Source organism: Kitasatospora sp. NPDC101801, assembly GCF_044766665.1.
Taxonomy (GTDB): domain Bacteria; phylum Actinomycetota; class Actinomycetes; order Streptomycetales; family Streptomycetaceae; genus Kitasatospora.
Genome location: NZ_JBIWML010000057.1, coordinates 3010 through 19351 on the forward strand (window position 1 = coordinate 3010; position 16342 = coordinate 19351).

At 72.4% G+C, this 16342-nt stretch carries 15 protein-coding genes; 7 read left to right on the forward strand and 8 right to left on the reverse strand.

Features of this window, described 5'->3' with window-relative positions; genetic code table 11:
- Positions 1-370 precede the first annotated feature (370 nt).
- Both ACIRPK_RS34360 and ACIRPK_RS34365 read right to left on the reverse strand, forming a co-directional pair.
- Positions 371-1798: a sensor histidine kinase gene (locus tag ACIRPK_RS34360; RefSeq protein ID WP_403046202.1), complete on the reverse strand. Its 1428-nt coding sequence runs from the start codon at positions 1796-1798 to the stop codon at positions 371-373.
- Positions 1799-1804: 6 nt separating this feature from the next.
- Positions 1805-2506 (reverse strand): response regulator transcription factor, encoded by a 702-nt coding sequence (locus ACIRPK_RS34365; RefSeq protein ID WP_403046205.1) that lies wholly within the window; start codon positions 2504-2506, stop codon positions 1805-1807.
- A 259-nt stretch (positions 2507-2765) separates the two neighbouring features.
- On the opposite strand from ACIRPK_RS34365, the gene ACIRPK_RS34370 reads away from it, so the two are divergent.
- The 5 genes from ACIRPK_RS34370 (at position 2766) to ACIRPK_RS34390 (ending at position 7841) form a co-directional block, all read left to right on the forward strand.
- Complete coding sequence (locus tag ACIRPK_RS34370) at positions 2766-3533, forward strand: amino acid ABC transporter ATP-binding protein (protein WP_403046207.1); 768 nt, start codon at positions 2766-2768, stop codon at positions 3531-3533.
- A gap of 91 nt (positions 3534-3624) precedes the next feature.
- On the forward strand, positions 3625-4521 hold the full coding sequence (locus ACIRPK_RS34375; protein ID WP_403046209.1) for a glutamate ABC transporter substrate-binding protein: 897 nt from the start codon (positions 3625-3627) through the stop codon (positions 4519-4521).
- Between the two features lie 31 nt (positions 4522-4552).
- Positions 4553-5203 carry an amino acid ABC transporter permease gene (locus ACIRPK_RS34380; RefSeq protein WP_403046212.1) on the forward strand — a complete coding sequence of 217 codons (651 nt, stop codon included), beginning with the start codon at positions 4553-4555 and terminating at the stop codon, positions 5201-5203.
- Complete coding sequence (locus ACIRPK_RS34385) at positions 5200-6030, forward strand: amino acid ABC transporter permease (protein ID WP_403046214.1); 831 nt, start codon at positions 5200-5202, stop codon at positions 6028-6030. The genes ACIRPK_RS34380 and ACIRPK_RS34385 overlap by 4 nt, the downstream gene beginning before the upstream one ends.
- A gap of 152 nt (positions 6031-6182) precedes the next feature.
- Positions 6183-7841, forward strand: a complete 1659-nt coding sequence (locus ACIRPK_RS34390) for an FAD-dependent monooxygenase (RefSeq protein WP_403046217.1) — start codon at positions 6183-6185, stop codon at positions 7839-7841.
- Positions 7842-7848: 7 nt separating this feature from the next.
- Here the strand turns inward: ACIRPK_RS34390 and ACIRPK_RS34395 are convergent, their stop codons facing one another.
- Positions 7849-8667, reverse strand: a complete 819-nt coding sequence (locus tag ACIRPK_RS34395; RefSeq protein ID WP_403046220.1) for an ABC transporter permease subunit — start codon at positions 8665-8667, stop codon at positions 7849-7851.
- The gene (locus ACIRPK_RS34400) at positions 8664-9569 is read right to left on the reverse strand and encodes an ATP-binding cassette domain-containing protein (RefSeq protein ID WP_403046222.1); all 906 of its coding nucleotides are present in this window, start codon (positions 9567-9569) and stop codon (positions 8664-8666) included. The genes ACIRPK_RS34395 and ACIRPK_RS34400 overlap by 4 nt, the downstream gene beginning before the upstream one ends.
- A 133-nt stretch (positions 9570-9702) precedes the next feature.
- Between ACIRPK_RS34400 and ACIRPK_RS34405 the strand changes: the two genes are divergently transcribed.
- Positions 9703-10905, forward strand: a complete 1203-nt coding sequence (locus tag ACIRPK_RS34405) for a sensor histidine kinase (protein WP_403046225.1) — start codon at positions 9703-9705, stop codon at positions 10903-10905.
- A complete protein-coding gene (locus ACIRPK_RS34410) occupies positions 10902-11552 on the forward strand; it encodes a response regulator (protein ID WP_403046228.1) in 651 nt (216 codons plus the stop codon). The genes ACIRPK_RS34405 and ACIRPK_RS34410 overlap by 4 nt, the downstream gene beginning before the upstream one ends.
- 16 nt (positions 11553-11568) lie before the next feature.
- Here the strand turns inward: ACIRPK_RS34410 and rny are convergent, their stop codons facing one another.
- From rny to ACIRPK_RS34430, 4 genes are all read right to left on the reverse strand, one after another.
- On the reverse strand, positions 11569-12894 hold the full coding sequence (rny, locus tag ACIRPK_RS34415; RefSeq protein ID WP_403046231.1) for a ribonuclease Y: 1326 nt from the start codon (positions 12892-12894) through the stop codon (positions 11569-11571).
- A 108-nt stretch (positions 12895-13002) separates the two neighbouring features.
- Complete coding sequence (locus ACIRPK_RS34420) at positions 13003-13701, reverse strand: regulatory protein RecX (protein WP_403046233.1); 699 nt, start codon at positions 13699-13701, stop codon at positions 13003-13005.
- Between the two features lie 7 nt (positions 13702-13708).
- A complete protein-coding gene (gene recA, locus ACIRPK_RS34425; RefSeq protein ID WP_403046235.1) occupies positions 13709-14824 on the reverse strand; it encodes a recombinase RecA in 1116 nt (371 codons plus the stop codon).
- A gap of 288 nt (positions 14825-15112) precedes the next feature.
- Entirely contained in the window at positions 15113-16300 is a 1188-nt protein-coding gene (locus ACIRPK_RS34430) for an AI-2E family transporter (protein WP_403046238.1), read from the reverse strand.
- Positions 16301-16342: the final 42 nt, after the last annotated feature.

The following is a 16342-nucleotide window of genomic DNA, read 5'->3' on the forward strand; positions in this document are numbered from 1 at the left end:
CCACCAGCCAAAGGTCGGCGGCGCCCACGCGGCGAAGCCGCACACCAGCAGAGCCCCGAGCCCCTGCTGTGCTGAGCCACCAGCCAAAGGTCGGCGTCGCCCACGCGGCGAAGCCGCACACCAGCAGAGCCCCGAGCCCCTGCTGTGCTGAGCCACCAGCCAAAGGTCGGCGGCGCCCACGCGGCGAAGCCGCACACCAGCAGCTCCCCGAGCCCCTGCTGTGCTGAGCCACCAGCCAAAGGTCGGCGGCGCCCACGCGGCGAAGCCGCACACCAGCAGAGCCCCGAGCCCCTGCTGTGCTGAGCCACCAGCCAAAGGTCGGCGGCGCCCCGAGCCCCTGGGCCGTAGATCTGGAGCGGCTGCGGCAGGCTCAGCGTGGCCGAGGGACCGTCAGGTGGACCGAGAGGCCCGTCGGGGTGACCGGGGCGAACTCGAGGGAGCCGCCGCCGGCCAGCAGGAGGGTGCGGGCGATGGAGAGGCCGAGGCCGGAGCCGTCGACGTTCTGGTGGCGGGGGCTGCGCCAGAAGCGGTCGCCGATCCGGGCCAGTTCCTCCTCGGTGAGGCCGGGGCCGGCGTCGGAGACGGTCAGGGTGACCTCGCGCTTGCCGCGCTGGACGCCGAGCCGGACGACCTCGCCGCTCGGGGTGAACTTGAGCGCGTTGTCGAGCACCGCGTCGAGCGCGCTGCCGAACCCGATCGGATCGGCCAGCCCGACCGCGATCGCCGGGCCCTCCCAGTCGAGCCGGATGCCGCGCTGGTCGGCGACCGGCCGCCAGGCGTCGATCCGGGCCAGCGCCAGGTCGGCCAGGTCGACCCGTTCCGGCTCGGGGCGGGCGTGCTCGGCGGTGGCCAGGCCGAGCAGGTCGTCGAGCACCCGGGCCAGCCGGACCCCCTCCTCCCGGACGGCGCCGAGCTCCGCGTCGTGGCCCTCGGGGAGTTCGAGGCCGAGCAGCTCGACCCGGAGCAGCAGGGCGGCCAGCGGGTTGCGGAGCTGGTGCGAGGCGTCCGCGACGAAGGCCCGCTGCTGGTCCAGGGCGATCAGCACGTTGTCCGCCATGTCGTTGAACGACCGGGCCAGCCGCCGGAGCTCGGGCGGTCCGCTGCTGGGGGCGACCCGGGCGTTCATCCGGCCGGTGGCGATGTCGTGGGTGGCCCGGTCCAGGGTGCGGACCGGGCGCAGCACCCAGCCGGTCAGCCGCATCGAGAGCAGCACGGCCGCGATCATGGCCAGCGACTCGCCCGCGCCGATGCCGAGCCAGCGGTAGACGATCCGGGACCGCAGCGGCCCGGTGGGCGACTCGGTGATCACCACCGCGATCACGTCGCCGTCCCGGACCACCGGGGCGGCCACGGTGAGGGTGCGGTCAGGGGTCCAGGGCCAGGCCTGCGGCGGGTTCTGGCTGCGGCGGCCGTCCATCGCCTCCTGGAACGCCTGGGCGGCGGACCCGTCGGAGGGAACCTGCCAGTCCGTGGGGGCGACCGCGACCGCGCTGCCGTCCCGGTGGAAGATGCCGACCCGGATGCCGTACAGCTCGTGGTAGCGCTGCACCTCGCCGACCAGGGCGTGCAGCCGGCCGCCGTCGCCGTCCACCGGGTTCGGGTCGCCCTTGACGGCGGTGCCCGCGGTCGGGCGGCCCTGGGTGGGCAGGCTCTGGGCGAACCGGGCGGCGTCGTCCATCCGGTCGACCACCACCTTGCTCTGCTCGGCGGCGGCCATCGCGGCCGCCAACGGCACTCCGAGGGCGGCCAGGACAGCGGTCATCAGGGAGAGCAGGATGCCGAGCAGACGGGTGCGCACGGGGGATCAGCCGGCCGGCTGCTCGGGGATCAGTCGGTAGCCGACCCCTCGGACGGCCTCGACCAGGCCGGGGAGCGCGAGCTTGGTGCGCAGCGAACCGATGTGCACCTCCAGGGTCCGGCCGTTGCCCTCCCAGCCGGAGCGCCAGACCTCGCTGAAGATCTGCTCCCGCCGGTACACCACGCCGGGGCTCTGCGCGAGCAGTGCCAGCAGGTCGAACTCCTTGCGGGTGAGCGGGACGTCGCGCCCCTGCACGCTGACCCGGCGGCGTTCGCGGTCGATCACGATGCCGCGGGCCTCCAGCGGCCCGCCCTGGCTGACCGGCTCGGCCGGCTCGGTGGCCAGGCCGCGGCGGGCCACCGCGTGGATCCGGGCGAGCAGCTCGCCCATGTCGTAGGGCTTGGTCACGTAGTCGTCGGCGCCGAGGTTGAGGCCGTGGATGCGGCTCCTGATGTCGGCCCGCGCGGTCACCATGATCACCGGGACGCCGCTGTGCGCGCGGATCCGGCTGCACACCTCGAAGCCGTCCCGGTCGGGCAGGCCGAGGTCGAGCAGCACCACCCGGTACGGGTCGCTGCCGTCCGGCACCAGCGCGTCCAGCGCCTCGTGCCCGCTGCGGGCGTGCCTGACCTGGAAGCCGTGCCGGCCGAGCACCGCGACCAGCGCGGCGGCCACCCGTTCGTCGTCCTCGACGAGCAGCAGTCGCATCCTGGGCCTCCGTTCGGTGTCCGATCCCTGCGGAGTATTGTCCAGTCCGCTCCGTCTGTCACGGCCGGACCGGTCGGCCACGGAGCGTGGCCGGATCGTGATGCTCAAGTAACGCTCAGATCGGCTGACGTGGCATGGTCAGCGCCCTAAGGTCGGCCCAACCGGGGGCTGCGAGCTCCGCCGGCGAACAGCCCCCGGCACCAGCACCGCCCCTGTGAGGACCAACCTCCGGGGTTCGCCCACGAGGGAGCCAGGCGCGATGACCGAAACCACCGTCAGTGACTCCACCACCGCTCCGCTGGTGGTGCTGAGCGGTGTGAACAAGCATTTCGGTGCCCTGCACGTGCTCCAGGACATCGACCTGGAGATCCACGAGGGCGAGGTCGTGGTCCTGATCGGCCCGTCCGGCTCCGGCAAGTCGACGCTGTGCCGGACCATCAACCGGCTGGAGACCATCGACTCGGGCGCGATCACGATCGACGGCCGCCCGCTGCCCGCCGAGGGCAAGCAGCTGGCGAAGCTGCGGGCCGAGGTCGGCATGGTGTTCCAGAGCTTCAACCTCTTCGCGCACAAGACCGTGCTGGAGAACGTGGTGCTCGGCCAGGTGAAGGTGCGCAAGGTCGCCCGCGCCGAGGCCGAGAAGACCGCACACACACTGCTGGAGCGGGTCGGACTGGCCGCGCACGCGGCCAAGTACCCGGCCCAGCTCTCCGGCGGCCAGCAGCAGCGGGTGGCGATCGCCCGCGCGCTGGCGATGAACCCGAAGGTGATGCTCTTCGACGAGCCCACCTCGGCGCTCGACCCGGAGATGATCAACGAGGTGCTGGAGGTCATGCGCAGCCTGGCCGCCGAGGGGATGACCATGGTCGTGGTCACCCACGAGATGGGCTTCGCCCGCTCCGCCGCCAACCGCGTGCTCTTCATGGCCGACGGCCGGATCGTCGAGGAGAACACCCCCGAGGCGTTCTTCACCGCGCCCCGCAGCGACCGTGCCAAGGACTTCCTTTCGAAGATCCTGCACCACTGAGGCCCGCGCTGACCTACCGTCAGCCTTCTGTCATGTCCTGAACTCCCCGCGCCCGGACACCCCGTGGCCACTCCAGAGGAGAGCTCCCTCCATGAGGACTCGTCGTACCATCGCTGCCGCCATGTCCGTGCTCGCCCTGACCGCCGTCGCGGCCTGTGGCAAGGAGGCCGCCCCGGCCGCTTCCGACTCCACCGCCAAGCTGCCGACCTACACGGTGAAGACCGACGCAAAGGTGACGGGCTCGAAGACCTTCGACGAGGCCAAGAAGCGCGGCAAGCTGATCGTCGGCGCCAAGGCCGACCAGCCGTTCCTGGGCTTCGAGAACGTCACCACCAGCACCCGCGAGGGCTTCGACATCGAGATCGCCAAGATGATCGCGGCCGACCTCGGCTTCGGCCCGGACAAGATCGAGTTCAAGACGATCGTCTCGGCGAACCGGGAGACCGCGCTGATGGGCGGTCAGATCGACTACTACGTCGGCACCTACACCATCAACGACGCCCGCAAGCAGAAGGTCTCCTTCGCCGGCCCGTACTACGTGGCCGGCCAGGACCTGCTGGTGCTCAAGGACAAGGCCGAGTACACCGGCCCCGAGTCGGTCAAGGGCAAGAAGGTCTGCTCCGCGACCGGCTCCACCTCGGTGAAGAAGATCGAGGAGTTCACCCCGGTCATGCCGGTCACCCAGTACGACACCTACGCCCAGTGCGTGGACAAGCTGCTCACCGGCGAGATCGACGCGGTCACCACCGACGACGCGATCCTCAAGGGCTTCGCCGCGAAGAACGCCGGCAAGCTCAAGGTGGTCGGCAAGACCTTCTCCAAGGAGCCCTACGGCGTCGGCCTCCTGAAGGAGGACGCGGCCTTCCAGACCGCCGTCGCCGCCGCGCTGAAGGCGCACGAGGACAACGGTGACTGGAAGAAGGCGTACGACGCCACCCTCGGTCTCTCGGGCGCTGCGGCTCCGGAGATCCCGGCCCTGACCAACTGACCCGTCCAGTAACGAAAGGAGGGCCGCCGGCATGGGCACACTGTTCGAGAACGGCAACTTGGCGCTGTTCCGGGACGGCTTCCTGCAGACGGTCGAACTCAGCGCGCTGAGTGCGCTGTTCGCCCTGCTGCTGGGCACCCTGCTGGCGGCCTTCCGGGTCTCCCCGATCCCGGTGCTGCGGCTCTTCGGCACCGTGTGGGTGAACACCTTCCGGAACACCCCGCTGACCGTGCTCTTCTTCGCGGTGGTCTTCGGACTCCCGCGCCTGAGCGTGCACTTCGACAACTTCACGTTCGCCGTCATAGCCCTGTCCGTGTACACCTCCTCGTTCGTCTGCGAGGTGCTGCGCGCGGGCATCAACACCGTTCCGGTCGGCCAGGCCGAGGCGGCCCGGAGTCTGGGGATGACCTTCGGTCAGACCCTGACCCAGGTGGTGCTGCCGCAGGCGGGGCGGACCGTGCTGGGCCCGATGAGCAGCGTGTTCATCGCGCTCCCCCGGAACTCGGCGGTCGCCGGTGCGTTCAGCGTCTCGGAGCTGTACCACTTCCAGCAGACCCTGACCGACCTCGGGTACGGCATCTACCTGATCTTCTTCTGGGTGGCGCTCGCCTACCTCCTGGTGAGCACCTGCGTCGCCCTGACCTTCCGCTTCCTCGAAACCCGACTGGCGGTGGCCCGATGAGCGGCAGCAGCGTCCTCTACGACGTCCCCGGCCCCCGGGCCCGGGCCCGCAACCTGGTGCTCGGCGTGCTGGCCGGGATCGGCCTGCTCGGCCTGCTCTGGTACGTCTACCGGAGCCTGGACGAGGCCAACCAGTTCACCGCCGCGATGTGGGACCCGTTCCAGTACAAGGCGGTCCAGCAGAAGCTGGCCGACGGCCTGGTCGCCACCCTGAAGGCGTTCGCCACCGCGGCCGTGCTCTCGCTGGTCTTCGGCGCGCTGTTCGCGGCGGGCCGGCTCTCCGACCACAAGCCGGTCCGCGCGGTGTGCGGCGCGGTGGTCGAGTTCTTCCGGGCCATGCCGCTGCTGATCATGATCTTCGCGCTGTACCAGTCGCTCTTCACCACCTCCCCGTTCTGGGGCCTGGTGATCGGGCTGACCCTGTACAACGGCTCGGTCCAGGCCGAGATCATCCGCTCCGGCATCAACGCCGTGCCGCGCGGCCAGGGCGAGGCCGCGTACGCGCTCGGCCTGCGCAAGACCCAGGTGATGCTGACGATCCTGGTCCCGCAGGCGGTCCGCTCGATGCTGCCGGCCATCATCGGCCAGCTGGTGGTCACCCTCAAGGACACCTCGCTCGGCCTGATCATCACCTACCCCGAGCTGCTCTACGTCGGGAAGCTGATCGCCAGCAACACGGCCACCCCGGACGGCTACCCGTACATCCCGGTCACCATCATCATCGGCGCGATGTACATCACGCTCTGCCTCCTGCTCACGGCGCTGGCCAAGTGGATCGAGGGCCGGAGCCGCCGCGGCGCGAACCGGCGCACACCTGCCGCTGCTTGACGGACACCCAGGTGATCTGTTGCATTGCTCTTCGTGACACCACCCGGGACCTCTGAGAGCCTGACTGCATATCCGGGCCGCATGCCCGGGCCGGATATGCGGTCGGGCTCCGCCGCCCTTTCGGCTCCTCCGAGCATGCGCGAGGTCCCGCCGTGGACCCGGTGATCATCGTCGGGGCGGGGCCGGTCGGCCTGGCCCTGGCCCTGGCCCTGGCCAGGCAGGACGTGCCGAGCATCGTCCTGGACGAAGGCGCGGGGGTCTGTTCCGAGGGCCCCCGCAGCGTCGTGCTCACCCGGGACGGCACCGCCTTCCTGACCAGGCTCGGCTACCAGCGGGCCGCCTCCGACGCGGCGGCCTGGGACGCGTTCACGATCTGGCGCCGCCGCTCCGAGGTGCTCCGGATGCCGCTGGACGGGATCACCCATCTGCCCCAGCACCGGCTGCACCGTGGCCTGCGGGACGCGGTCACCGCCACCCCGCTGATCCAGCTCAGCCCGCTCACCCGGGTGGTCGAGCTGGAGCAGGACAAGGACGGCGTCAGCGCACGGACCGTCAACTCACAGACCAACGCCGTCACCTGGTGGCGCGGAAGTCATCTGGTCGGCTGCGACGGCGCCCGGTCGACGGTCCGCAAACTGCTCAAGGTGCGCTTCCCCGGCCGCCCCGCCGTCGACCGGCACGCGGTGGCCACCCTCCGGGTGGACCTGCCGTTCGCGGGCGAGGCCCGGCTGCACCGCGAACCCCCGTGGCGGGGCGACCGCGAGGCGTCCGCCCGGCCGCTGCCGGACGGGCTCTGGCGGCTGGACTGGCGGCTGCCGCCAGGCCGCCCGGCCCCCACCGCCCCGGTCGACCCGCACGCCACCTGGCCCGGCATCGTCACCGGCGACACCCTGCTGGCCCGGGTGAAGGCCACCCTCACCGGCTGGTGCGGCGACCTCCCCCCGTACGAACTGCTGGCCGCCGCCGACCACACCGCCCAGCAGCGGCTGGCCGCCCGGTTCCGGGTCGGCCGCTGCTTCCTGGCCGGCGACGCCGCCCACCTGCACGGCGCGCTCGGCATGCAGAACCTCGCCGACGGCCTGCGGGACGCCGACAACCTGTCCTGGCGGCTCGCGCTGGCCTGGCACCTGCACTCCGGCTCCACCCTGCTGGACGGCTACGAGACCGAACGGCGCGGTGCGGTCGGCGCCCGGCTGCGCGCCGTCGACCAGGCGATGCCGCTGCTCCGGCCGCTGCGCGGCTGGCAGCAGACCCGGCGCTCGCTGCTCACCGGCTCGTTCCGCAAGCACGCCCCGCTGCTGGCGGACGGTCAGCTCGGCACCGGCCGGTTCGGCGGTGCGCCCGCCTACCCCGAGGCCCCGTCCGGCATCCCCGGCCGGGTCCCGCCGCAGCGCGGCGGCCGGGGCACCTCGCTGACCGAGCTGCTCCCGCCGACCGCCCCCGGGGTGCTCGCTCCCGACCTGCCGGTGACCACCACCGACGGCAGCACCGACCGGCTGCACGCCCGGCTCGGGGCCGGCTTCCTGCTGCTGCTGGTCGCCCCCGGCACCACGGTCTGGTCCTCCCAGCACTGGCTGTCGGCCGGCCTGATGCCCCGGCTGACCACGCTGGCCGCCGCCCTGCCGATCCCAACCGAGGTGCTGGTCACCGAGCGGTACCCGGCGGCCGACCCGCACACCGTCCTGCTGATCCGCCCCGACGGCCACCTGGTCGGCTCCACCCACGGGGCCGAACCCGAGGCGCTCCAGGCCCTGGCCCAGCACGCCCGCGGCGGCCCGGCGCCGATCACCAGCCCCGGGCCGGGCGCCTGACGGTCCGTCACTGGTCGCGACGGTGCACCGCAGCGACGGCCAGGGCGGCCGCCGACAGCGCCCAGACCAGGTAGACCAGCCAGGCGCCCTCCACGGTCCACGGGTGGGCGACCTGGCCGAACCGGCCGTTGTCCACCAGCCGCTGCCAGGCCGTGAAGGGCTGGGCGTGCCGGAGCACGGCGGTCAGGTAGCGGTCCTCGGTCAGGAACAGCGGCACCATCAGCAGCAGCCCGGTGGCGGCGACCACCGACGCGGCACTGTGCCGCGCCACCGCCCCCAGCGCCATGCCGACCAGCGCGGCCACCGGCGCCAGCAGCCCGGAGGCCAGCACCACCCGCAGCGCGCCGGGGTGATCGAGCGCCAGCCCGGCGCCCCGGCCGTCCAGCACCGCCTGGGTGAGCAGGAACGAGACCAGTGCGAGGACCGTCCCGAAGACGGCGGTGACCGCCGTGACCACGAGCGCCTTGGCCGCCAGCACCGACCGCCGGGCCGGGACAGCCGCGAAGGTGGTCCGGATCGACCCGGAGCCGTACTCCCCGGTGACCGCCACGGCGCCGATCGCGCCGAGGACGAGCACCAGGGCCATGCTCGCGTTCCCGGTGAAGGCGTCCGCCAGTCCGATGTCGTTCTGCAGGAAGGAGGCTGTGGTGGCCGGGTCGTACTGGTCCCAGTACTTGTAGTGGTCGTACGCCGTGCCCACGTTGATGCCGAGCACGGCCAGGGCCCCGGCCAGCAGGGACCAGCGGGTCGACCGCAGCGACCAGAACTTGATCCACTCGGCGGCGATCAGATCGGTGAACCGGGCCCGGTGGGCGGTGGGGGTCATCGGGTCGCTCCTGCGTGGTAGTCGGCGCGGTCGGCGGTCAGCTCCATGAAGGCGGCCTCCAGCGAGGCCGTCCTGGGGGTCAGTTCGTGCAGCGGCAGCCGCTCGGCGAGCGCGAGTTCGCCGATCCGGGCGGCTGCCATCCCGGTCACCTCCAGCAGCTCGCCGGTCGGCCGCACCTGCGCACCGTGCCCGGTCAGCAGCCGGGCCAGCGGCTCGGCCGCCGGGGTCCGCACGGTCACGCTGCTGCCGCTCCTGGCCGCGAAGGCGGCCAGGCTCTCGGCCGCGATCAGCTCGCCCCGGCCGACCACCACCAGGTCGTCGGCGGTGTGCTCCATCTCGGTCATCAGGTGGCTGGAGACGAAGACCGTGCGGCCCTCGGCGGCGAGCCGCCGGAACAGCCCGCGCACCCAGAGCACGCCCTCCGGGTCGAGGCCGTTCAGCGGCTCGTCGAAGATCAGCACCGGCGGGTCGCCGAGCAACGCACCGGCGATGCCCAGCCGCTGGCGCATCCCGAGCGAGTACCCGCCGATCCGGCGCTTCGCCGCACCGGCCAGGCCGACCTCGGCCAGCACCTGGTCCACCCGGCCGCGCGGGATGCCGTTGCCGCGGGCCAGCGCGGCCAGGTGGGACCGGGCGCTCCGGCCGCCGTGCACGTCGCCGGCGTCCAGCAGCGCACCGAGGTGGCGCAGGCCCCTGGCGTGCTCCCGGAACGGACGGCCGTCGACCGTGACCGTCCCGGAGCTGGGGGTGTGCAGGCCGAGGATCATCCGCAGGGTGGTGCTCTTGCCGGCCCCGTTCGGGCCGAGGAAACCGGTGACCCGTCCGGGCCGCACGGTGAAGGTCAGGTTCCGGACGGCCGTGGTGCTGCCGTAACGCTTCGTCAGTTCAAGGGCTTCGATCACGGGGCCAACACTGGCGGGCAGCCCCCGGGCCGGGCATCGGACCGGCGCTGACACTTCGGCCGCGGACTGTCGACCAGCGGCGTACAACCCAGGGCTGATGTCCGGTAACGATCTTGTCGGTAGCATCGGCCGCATGTCCGAGACGCCACAACTCCCCCTGCTCAAGCGGATAACGCCGGGCAGCTGGACGCTGCTGGCCTGGTGCGCCGGGACGGTGCTCACCTTCCTGGTCCGGCTGCGGCTGCCCGGCGAGGGCACGGCGGCGGTCCCGCCCGGGGTGCTGATCCAGCGCTGGGACGGGCTGACGACGATCGGCCTGGCCGGCCTGCTCACCCTGGCCGGCGCCCGACTGCTGCGCCGCCGGCCCCTGGCCGCGACCACCCTGCTGCTCACCGCCGCCGTGGTCGGGACCACGCCGCTGGGCGCCGGGGAGATCCCGCTGCCGCAGTACCTGGCGGTCGACCTCGCGCTCTACTTCGTCGCGGCCGGCCGCCCCCGGCGGACCTCGCTCACCGCCGCCGGCCTGGCGCTCGGCGTCCTGGCCGGGTACGTGTCCTTCCGGCTGGCGGCGGGCTGGGCCGTCGGCACCTCGACCGAGCTGACGGTCGCCCTGACCGTCCCGATCGCCTGGCTGCTGGGCAACTCGGTGCACCAGTCCCGGACGTACGCCGACCGGGTCAGGGCCCAGACCGAGGCACAGGCGATCACCACCGAGCGGCTCCGGATCGCCCGCGAGCTGCACGACATGGTGGCGCACAGCATCGGCATCATCGCCCTGCAGGCGGGTGCGGCGAAGCGGGTGATCGACAGTCAGCCGACCGCCGCCCGGGATGCGTTGGGCACCATCGAGACCACCGGCCGGGAGACCCTGGCCGGGCTGCGCCGGATGCTCGGAGCGCTACGCCAGGGCGAGCCGGCCGGCCCCGCCCCGCTCGACCCCGGGCCCGGCCTGGCCGATCTCGACCGGCTGGCCGCCACCACCACGGCCGCCGGCGTCCGGGTCGAGCTCCGGCAGCTGGGCGAGCCGCACCCGCTGCCACCCGAACTCGACGCCGCCGCCTACCGGATCATCCAGGAGGCGGTCACCAACGTGGTCAAGCACGCCGGTACCGACAGCTGCACGGTGACCGTCGAGCACCGGGAGCGGGAGCTGGCCGTCGAGGTCACCGACCGCGGGCGCGGCCCCGGCCGCCGCCCCGACTCCGGCTACGGCCTGCTCGGCATGCGCGAGCGGACCGCCCTGCTGCACGGCGACTTCACCGCCGGAGCCCACCCCGACGGCGGCTTCCGGGTCACCGCCCGGCTGCCGATCCCCGCCCTGACAGGAGCAAGATGACCATCCGTGTCCTACTCGCCGACGACCAGCCACTGGTACGCGCTGCCCTCCGGATGGTGATCACCGACGCCGACGACCTGGAGCTGGTCGGCGAGGCCGGGACGGGCACCGAGGCCGTCCGCCTGACCGCCGAGCTGGCGCCGGACGTGGTGGTGATGGACATCCGGATGCCGGGCTTGGACGGCATCGAGGCCACCCGGCAGATCACCGCCGGCGGCGGCCCCAGCCAGGTGATCGTGCTGACCACCTTCGACGAGGACGACTACGTCTACGGGGCGCTGCGGGCCGGAGCGGCCGGGTTCCTGGTCAAGGACATGGCGCTGGAGGAGATCCTCGCCGCCGTCCGGGTGGTCGCCGCCGGGGACGCCCTGATCGCCCCGGGCGTCACCCGCCGCCTGATCACCGAGTTCGCCGACCGTCCCGCCGCGGGCTCGGCCCGACGGACCGTCAGCGGCATCACCGACCGCGAGCGCGAGGTGCTCGTCCTGGTCGGCGGCGGCCGGTCCAACACCGAGATCGCCGAGCAGCTCAACCTCAGCATCGCCACCGTGAAGACCTACCTGTCCCGGCTGCTGGCCAAGCTGGACGCGCGCGACCGGGTCCAGCTGGTGATCATCGCTTACGAGGCCGGGCTGGTCAGCGCCTGAAAGCTCCGGAGCCGCTCTAGCAGGCGAACTCCACAGCGCGGCTCTCCCGGACCACGGTGATCCGGATCCGGCCCGGGAAGGTGAGCTCATCGGCTACCCGCCTGGCCACCTCGCGGGCGATCACCTGGGCGCCGAGGTCGTCGACCAGCTCGGGCTGGACCATCACCCGGACCTCGCGGCCGGCCTGCATCGCGTACACCTTGGCCACGCCCTCGAACTCCCGGGCGATCTCCTCCAGCCGCTCCAGCCGCCGGACGTGCACCTCGACCGACTCCTTCCTCGCCCCGGGCCGCCCGCCCGAGCAGGCGTCGGCGGCCTGGGTCAGCACCGCCTCCACCGTCTGCGGCTCGATCTCGCCGTGGTGCGCGGCTATCGCGTGCACCACCTCCGCCGACTCGCCCCAGCGCCGGGCGTGCTCGGCCCCGACCGCCGCGTGACTGCCCGGCACCTCGTGGCTCAGCGCCTTGCCGATGTCGTGCAGCAGGGCGGCCCGCCGCACCAGTACCGCGTCCGCGCCCAGCTCGGCCGCCATCAGCCCGCCCAGGTTGGCGCTCTCCACCAGGTGCCCGAGCACGTTCTGCCCGTACGAGGTCCGGTACCGCAGCCGCCCCAGCATCCGGGTCAGCTCCGGCTCCATCCCGCCCACCCCGGCGGCGAGCAGCGCGTCCTCGCCGGCCCTGGTGCAGAGCCGCTCGACCTCGCGCAGACTGCGCGCGTGCACCGTCTCGATCCGGGCCGGCTGGATCCGGCCGTCCGAGACCAGGACCTCCAGGGTGAGCCGGGCCGCCTCCCGGCGCACCGGGTCGAAACAGGAGAGCTGGACCACGCCCGGGGTCTCGTCCACCACCAGGTTGACGCCGGTGACGGCCTCGAAGGCGCGGATGTTGCGGCCCTCCTTGCCGATGATCCGGCCCTTCAACTCCTCACTGGGCAGCGGGAAGACCGAGACCACGGTCTCCGCGGTCTGCTCACTGGCCAGCCGCTGCACCGCGCCCGCGACGATCTCGCGGGCCCGGGCCTCGCCGTCCTCGTGTGCCTGTCGCTCGATCTCCCGGACGGTGACGGCCGCCTCCCGGCGGGCCAGTGCCTCGGCGGCCCGGAGCACCTCCGCCTTGGCCTGGATCGTCGTCAGACCGGCCAGGCGCTCCAGCTCGCGGTGGTGCCCGGCCTCCAGCTCCGCGACGGCGGCCTCACGCCGATCCAGCTCGGCCCGCCGCCGGGCCGCCTCGGCCTCGACGAACTCCACCGCGCCGGCGGCCCTCCGCTCGGTGACCCGCACCCAGCGGAACACCGCCCAGCCCAGCAGCAGCAACGCCCCGACGCACCCCATTGCGATCCACATCGGGCACCGCTCCGTCCTGCTCAGCACATATTTCTGTGAGGCTAAGCGTGGGTCACGAAACGGTCAAGATGTGTCGGTGATCCATCACGTCCGAACACTGAAAGTCCATCAGTCCTCCTCTGCCAGAACGTCCTTCACCGCTCGGAACGCCAGGCCCTCGGAGTAACCCCGCCGGGCCAGCATGCCGACCAGCCGCCGCGTCCTGACCTGCGGGTCGAGCGCCCGCACCGTCCGCAGCTTGCGTCGGACCAGCTCGCGGGCGGCCTCCTCCTCGTCCTCGGTGTCGACCTGCTCCAGCGCGCGCTCGACCAGCTCGCCGGCCACCCCGCGCTGCCGCAGCTCCTGGGCCAGTGCCCGGCGCCCGAGCCCGCGCACGGCATGCCGGGACTCGACCCAGGCCGCCGCGAACGCCCCGTCGTCGATCAGCCCGACCTCCTCGTAGCGGTCCAGCACCTCGGCCGCGACCTCGTCAGGGATCTCCTTCTTACGCAGCGCGTCGGCCAGCTGCTTGCGGGTCTTCGCGGTGCCGGTCAGCAGGCGCAGGCAGATGTCCCTGGCCCGGCCCGCCGGGTCGGTCGGCGGCTCTGCCCGCTTCCGCTTGGGCTCCCGCCCGGGCCTCGGCGACCCGGGTGACGCGGGCGGCTCGGGTGCCAGCTCCACCGGCGGCCCGCCGGCCCGGTCGGGCTCCAGCGCCGTCCGGCGGCGCCGGCGGCCGCCGGTCAGGTCGGAGGCCCGCAGCAGACCCGGAAACGCCTCGGTGCCGGGCTCGTCCGAACCAGGCACCGGGGCGTCGCTCTCGTGCGTCAACGTCGGCTCAACTCTTCGCCGCCGCGGCCTTCTTCGCGGCCGCGGTCTTGGCGGCCGGCTTGACCTCCTCGTCCGGGCCGGCGACGGCTTCGGCGCCCTCGACCGCCGGGGCCGCCGCGTCGGCGACCTTCGGACCGATGCCGAGCTTCTGCTTGATCTTCAGCTCGATCTCCTCCGCCAGCTGCGGGTTGTCGCGCAGGAAGTTCCGCGCGTTCTCCTTGCCCTGGCCGAGCTGGTCGCCCTCGTAGGTGTACCAGGCGCCGGCCTTGCGGACGAAGCCGTGCTCGACACCCATGTCGATCAGGCCGCCCTCCCAGCTGATGCCGTGGCCGTAGAGGATGTCGAACTCGGCCTGCTTGAACGGGGCGGCGACCTTGTTCTTGACCACCTTGACGCGGGTGCGGTTGCCGACCGCCTCGGTGCCGTCCTTCAGGGTCTCGATCCGGCGGATGTCCAGCCGGACGGAGGCGTAGAACTTCAGCGCGCGGCCACCGGTGGTGGTCTCGGGCGAGCCGAACATCACGCCGATCTTCTCGCGGAGCTGGTTGATGAAGATCGCGGTGGTGTTCGACTGGTTGAGCGCACCGGCGATCTTGCGCAGGGCCTGGCTCATCAGCCGGGCCTGCAGACCGACGTGCGAGTCGCCCATCTCGCCCTCGATCTCGGCGCGCGGCACGAGCGCCGCGACCGAGTCGATGATGATCAGGTCGACCGCGCCGGAGCGGATCAGCATGTCGGTGATCTCGAGGGCCTGCTCACCCGTGTCCGGCTGGCTGACCAGCAGGGCGTCGGTGTCCACGCCGAGCTTCTTGGCGTACTCCGGGTCGAGGGCGTGCTCGGCGTCCACGAACGCCACCGTGCCGCCGAGCTTCTGGGCGCTGGCCGCCGCGTGCAGGGTCAGCGTGGTCTTGCCGGAGGACTCCGGGCCGTAGATCTCGATCACGCGGCCACGCGGCAGCCCGCCGACGCCGAGTGCGACGTCCAGCGCGGTGGAGCCGGTCGGGATCACCTCGATCGGCTCGTTGGCCTTCTCACCGAGGCGCATCACCGAGCCCTTGCCGAACTGCCGCTCGATTTGGGCGAGTGCGGTCTCAAGGGCCTTCTCGCGGTCCGTACCTGCCATGGGTTCCACCCTCGGGTTCTGTCCTGTGCGCTTCATCGTGCTCGACGCTAGCGCGTCCCACTGACAATCCACCCCGAATGGGTCGCGCCTGTGGAAAACTCGCCGTGAGCCAGTATAGGGAACATCAGTTCGATTCAAGCCGACCGACCCACCGCCGGAGCCGATGGCCCGGGCCCGGACCCCATCAAGAGCCTGAACGAGATGCCCGGCACCTGCCCGCAGCGACGACACGGGCGGTCACCCCGTCAGGGATGACCGCCCGTGTGTTCCCTCGCCCGGCCGGGCCGCTCAGCTGTCGTCCTGATCGTGCCGGTCCGAGCCGCGCACCATCCGCCGCAGCCTGCGGGCCGCCTGCCGACGGCGCTCCCGGCGCCCCTTGCGGTCCGCACCCCGGTCGATCCGGGGGTCGGTGGCCACCTCGTACCGGCGGACGTACGTCCCGACGAAGCCCTGCAGGGTGGCAGCCGCCGGGATCGCGATCAGCGCACCCACCGCGCCGAGCAGCGCCGCCCCCGCGATCACCGACCCGAAGGCCACCGCCGGGTGCACGTCCACCGTCTTCGCGGTGATCCTCGGGTGCAGCAGGTAGTTCTCGATCTGCTGGTAGACGGTCACGAACACCAGCACCCAGAGCGCGTCGGTCGGCTCCACGGTCAGCGCCACCAGGACCGGCAGCGCCCCCGCCAGGTACGTCCCGATGGTCGGCACGAACTGCGACATGACGCCGACCCAGACCGCCAGCGCGGCCGCGTACGGCAGGCCGAGCACACTGAACATGATCCAGTGCGCGAGGGTCGAGGCGATCGCCAGCAGCGCCCGGGAGTACAGGTAGCCACCCGTCTTGGCCAGCGCGATCTCCCAGGCCCGGAGCACCTCGGCCTGCTTCGCCGGCGGCAGCAGCGAGCAGACCGTACGCCGCACCCGGGGCCCGTCGGCGGTGAAGTAGAAGGTGAACAGGCCGACCGTGAAGGCCTGGAACAGCCCGCCGATCAGGGTGCTGGAGACGCCCCAGACGTTGTCGGCCGCCTGTTGGGCGTACTTCTCGATGTTGCCGGAGTCCTTGAGCAGCTTCTCCTGGAGTTGGTCCAGCGAGAGGTTCTGATGGAACGTCGTGTTGATCCAGGTGATCAGGTTGTCCACCAGGTGCGGCAGATCACCCGCGATCTTCGCCACCTGGTCCACCAGCAGGGTGCCGAGCGCGGTGAGGAACCCGGCGATGGCGACGGCGAGACCGATGAACACCAGAAACGTCCCGAGCCCCCGGCGTACGCCCCGGGCGGCCATCCGGTCCACGGCCGGCTCCATCGCCAGCGACAGGAAGAACGCCACCAGCAGCATCACCAGCAGGTCGATCAGCTGCCGGAACGCCCAGTCCACCAGCTGGAACGCACCGACCAGCAGCAGCGCCAGCACCATCGCCCGGGGCAGCCACTTCGGCATCCCCTGCCCCCAGAGGGAGTCGCCTCTGGCGGCCATTCTCGCGGTCTCGGTCGTGGGCGGATCGGACGGACGTTCGGG

Bases quoted from the DNA above. Each gene is read 5' to 3' on its own strand.
- ACIRPK_RS34375 (WP_403046209.1), top strand. From the start codon at position 3,625: ATGAGGACTCGTCGTACCATCGCTGCCGCCATGTCCGTGCTCGCCCTG.
- ACIRPK_RS34430 (WP_403046238.1), bottom strand. From the start codon at position 16,300: ATGGCCGCCAGAGGCGACTCCCTCTGGGGGCAGGGGATGCCGAAGTGG.
- ACIRPK_RS34405 (WP_403046225.1), top strand. From the start codon at position 9,703: ATGTCCGAGACGCCACAACTCCCCCTGCTCAAGCGGATAACGCCGGGC.
- recA (WP_403046235.1), bottom strand. From the start codon at position 14,824: ATGGCAGGTACGGACCGCGAGAAGGCCCTTGAGACCGCACTCGCCCAA.
- ACIRPK_RS34380 (WP_403046212.1), top strand. From the start codon at position 4,553: ATGGGCACACTGTTCGAGAACGGCAACTTGGCGCTGTTCCGGGACGGC.
- rny (WP_403046231.1), bottom strand. From the start codon at position 12,894: ATGTGGATCGCAATGGGGTGCGTCGGGGCGTTGCTGCTGCTGGGCTGG.
- ACIRPK_RS34365 (WP_403046205.1), bottom strand. From the start codon at position 2,506: ATGCGACTGCTGCTCGTCGAGGACGACGAACGGGTGGCCGCCGCGCTG.
- ACIRPK_RS34410 (WP_403046228.1), top strand. From the start codon at position 10,902: ATGACCATCCGTGTCCTACTCGCCGACGACCAGCCACTGGTACGCGCT.
- ACIRPK_RS34370 (WP_403046207.1), top strand. From the start codon at position 2,766: ATGACCGAAACCACCGTCAGTGACTCCACCACCGCTCCGCTGGTGGTG.
- ACIRPK_RS34395 (WP_403046220.1), bottom strand. From the start codon at position 8,667: ATGACCCCCACCGCCCACCGGGCCCGGTTCACCGATCTGATCGCCGCC.
- ACIRPK_RS34385 (WP_403046214.1), top strand. From the start codon at position 5,200: ATGAGCGGCAGCAGCGTCCTCTACGACGTCCCCGGCCCCCGGGCCCGG.